General features: G+C 66.1%; 3 protein-coding genes. 1 reads left to right on the forward strand and 2 read right to left on the reverse strand.

The features are described 5' to 3' along the window. The coding region (locus tag AB4Y84_RS18040) for an ATPase, T2SS/T4P/T4SS family (RefSeq protein WP_442250591.1) at positions 1-481 on the forward strand (481 nt) is incomplete at its 5' end. Positions 482-792: 311 nt separating this feature from the next. Here the strand turns inward: AB4Y84_RS18040 and AB4Y84_RS18045 are convergent. Then, positions 793-2,166 (reverse strand): sigma-54-dependent transcriptional regulator, encoded by a 1,374-nt coding sequence (locus tag AB4Y84_RS18045; RefSeq protein ID WP_223496329.1) that lies wholly within the window; start codon positions 2,164-2,166, stop codon positions 793-795. Positions 2,167-2,220: 54 nt separating this feature from the next. Next, positions 2,221-2,977: sensor histidine kinase (locus tag AB4Y84_RS18050; RefSeq protein WP_442250592.1), on the reverse strand; the 757-nt coding region annotated here is incomplete at its 5' end.

The raw sequence follows: 2,977 nt of genomic DNA on the forward strand, positions 1-2,977 counted from the left end.
GGCTGCGCAGACCGGTCACATGGTGCTGTCTACGCTGCATACCAACGATGCGCCGCAGACCATCGCGCGCCTGATGAACATGGGCATCGCGCCGTACAACATCACCAGCTCGGTGACGCTGGTGATCGCCCAGCGTCTGGCGCGCCGCCTGTGTTCGAACTGCAAGCGCCCGGCCAATCTGCCGGAGCATGCGCTGCTGGCCGAGGGCTTCACCCAGGCGCAGCTGGATGCAGGCATCGAACTGTATGAGGCAGTGGGCTGCGACGAATGCACCGAGGGCTACAAGGGCCGTACCGGCCTCTACCAGGTGATGCCGATGACCGACGAGATCGCGACCATCGTGCTGGCGGGCGGCAACGCGCTGCAGATTGCCGAGGCTGCGCAGGCGATCGGTGTGAATGACCTGCGGCAGTCGGCGTTGAAGAAGGCGGCCGCGGGCGTGACCAGCCTGGCCGAGATCAACCGCGTCACCAAGGATTGATGCCATAGATCCACGCCATGCGTGGATGCGCTGTGCATGAGGTTGCCGGCCAGGGGCCGGCACTACCATTTCGATGCAGAACGCCCAGTAGATCCACGCCGTGCGTGGATGGGGCAACCAGTAGATCCACGCCATGCRTGGATGGGCGATGCACGGGGTTGCCGGCCAGCGGCCGGCACTACCATTTCGATGCAGAACGCCCAGTAGATCCACGCCGTGCGTGGATGGCAGTTTTCAGTAGATCCACGCCATGCGTGGATGGGCGGTGCAGGGGGTTGCCGGCCAGCGGCCGGCACTACCACGGGGTAGCCTTATTCCATCCCCAGCTTCTTAAGCTTGTAACGCAGCGCACGGAAGGTGATGCCCAACTGCGCAGCAGTGCGGGTCTTGTTCCAGCGGTTTTCTTCCAGCGCGCGTTGGATGGCACTGCGCTCGAGCTGCTCGATATACGAGGGCAGGGCCGCACTGCCCGGATGCAGATCCACCACCGCTTCGGCGTGTGCAGCGCTGCCGGGTGAGCGAGGCGCATGCTGCGGCAGGCGCAGATCGTCGGCGCCGATACGGTCTTCCTCGGCCAGTGCCAGTGCGCGTTCGAGGATGTTCTCCAGCTCGCGCACGTTGCCCGGGAAACCGTACTGGGCCAATGCGTCCAGCGCCGAAGGCGCCAGCAGCGGGGTGGCGCGGCCATGGCTGCGGGCCAGTCGTGCCAGGATCGACGCGGCAAGCGCGGGCAGGTCCTGGCGGCGTTCGCGCAGCGGCGGCACGCGCAGTTCGATCACATTGATGCGGTAGTAGAGGTCGTGGCGGAAACGCCCGTCTTCGACCAGCTCGGCCAGATCCCTGTGGGTGGCCGAGAGGATGCGCACATCCACCGGTTCTTCGCTGGGGGCGCCAACCGCGCGCACCGATTTTTCCTGGATCGCACGCAGCAGCTTCACCTGCATCTGCAGCGGAAGCTCGGCCACTTCATCCAGGAACAGGGTGCCGCCGTGCGCGGCCTGGAACAGTCCCGGCTTGTCGGCATGGGCGCCGGTGAAGCTGCCCTTGCGGTGGCCGAAGAACTCGCTTTCCATCAATTCGGTGGGGATGGCGCCACAGTTGACCGGCACGAACGGCCCGGCGGCGCGTGCGCCCTGCGCGTGGATGGTGCGTGCGACCAGTTCCTTGCCCACCCCGGATTCGCCCAGGATGTAGACCGGCGCCTGGCTGCGCGCGACCTTGCTGATGGTGGCGCGTAGCACGTCCATGGCCGGCGATTCGCCAAGCAGGCGCGCGGCCTGTTCGGCAGCAGGCCCGGCAACGGGGCGTTCGCTGTTGTTGAGTTCCAGCGCATGCTTGACCAGGCCGCGCAGCACGGTGATGTCCACCGGCTTGCTGACGAAATCGAAGGCACCGGCTTTCAGTGCTTCCACGGCCAGGTCCATGCTGCCGAAGGCGGTGATCATCGCCACCGGCGTGCGCGGGTAGTGCTGGGCGATCTCGCTGACCAGTTCGATGCCGTTGCCGTCGGGCAGGCGCATGTCGGTGATGCACAGGTCATAGGGATTGCTGGCCAGCAGTTCGCGGGCTTCGGCGAGGTTGGCGGCGGTGCTGATGCGCAGGCCCATGCGGCCGAGGGTCAACACCAGCAGTTCGCGGATATCGCGTTCATCGTCGACGACGAGGGCGCTGCGGGTTTCGTTCATGGGTGGGAAAGATAGCCGAGGGGGTGGTATGCGACAAATGTTTGACGGGCGGAATCAGTCCGGAAACAGCGTGTGCGGTCCGGGCAGAACCAGGCGGAAGCAGGAGCCGCCGGCGGGGACGGGGATGTAATCCAGTCGCGCCTGGTTGGCCCGGCACAGCTCACGGGCGATGTACAGCCCCAGCCCGGTGCCGTGCTCGGAGGTGGTGAAGAAGGGGCGGAACAGCTGAGCGGCGACGGTCTCAGGGATGCCGGGGCCACGGTCCATCACATCTATCACCGCACTGCGTTCGTGCTGGGCCACGCGCAACCGCACGCGCGCGGGCTGCTCGCCGATGCGGCCGTACTTCAGTGCGTTGTGCACCAGCACGGTCAGCACCTGGTACAGGTGGCGCGGGTCGACCTGGGCCGGCACCGATGTGTCGTTGATGATTGGTTCGATGCTGTCGGTTTCCAGCGTCTGCCCCTGCTTGTACTCCAGTACGAAGCGGCGCACGAAGGCGGCCAGATCCACGTTTTCCGGGTTGGCGCGTTCGCGCCGGGCCAGGCCCAGCACGCTTTCAACGATGCCGTTGGTGCGCTGGCACTGCTGGTGGATGATCTGCAGCAGGCGACGGTCGCTTTCGTTGAAGCCGGTACCTTCTTCCAGCAGCTGCACGGCATAGTTGATGGCCGCCAGCGGGTTGCGGATCTCGTGCGCGAGGCTGGCCGAGAAGCGCCCCATCGCCGACAGAGTGAGTGATTCGGCGCGGCGTGAGACCACGCTGGAGTCGTCCAGGAACACCAGCACCAGGTCGCTGCCGGCCAGCAGG

The sequence above is a fragment of the Stenotrophomonas sp. 2YAF22 genome (assembly GCF_052114665.1).
Classification (GTDB): Bacteria; Pseudomonadota; Gammaproteobacteria; order Xanthomonadales; family Xanthomonadaceae; genus Stenotrophomonas; species Stenotrophomonas indicatrix.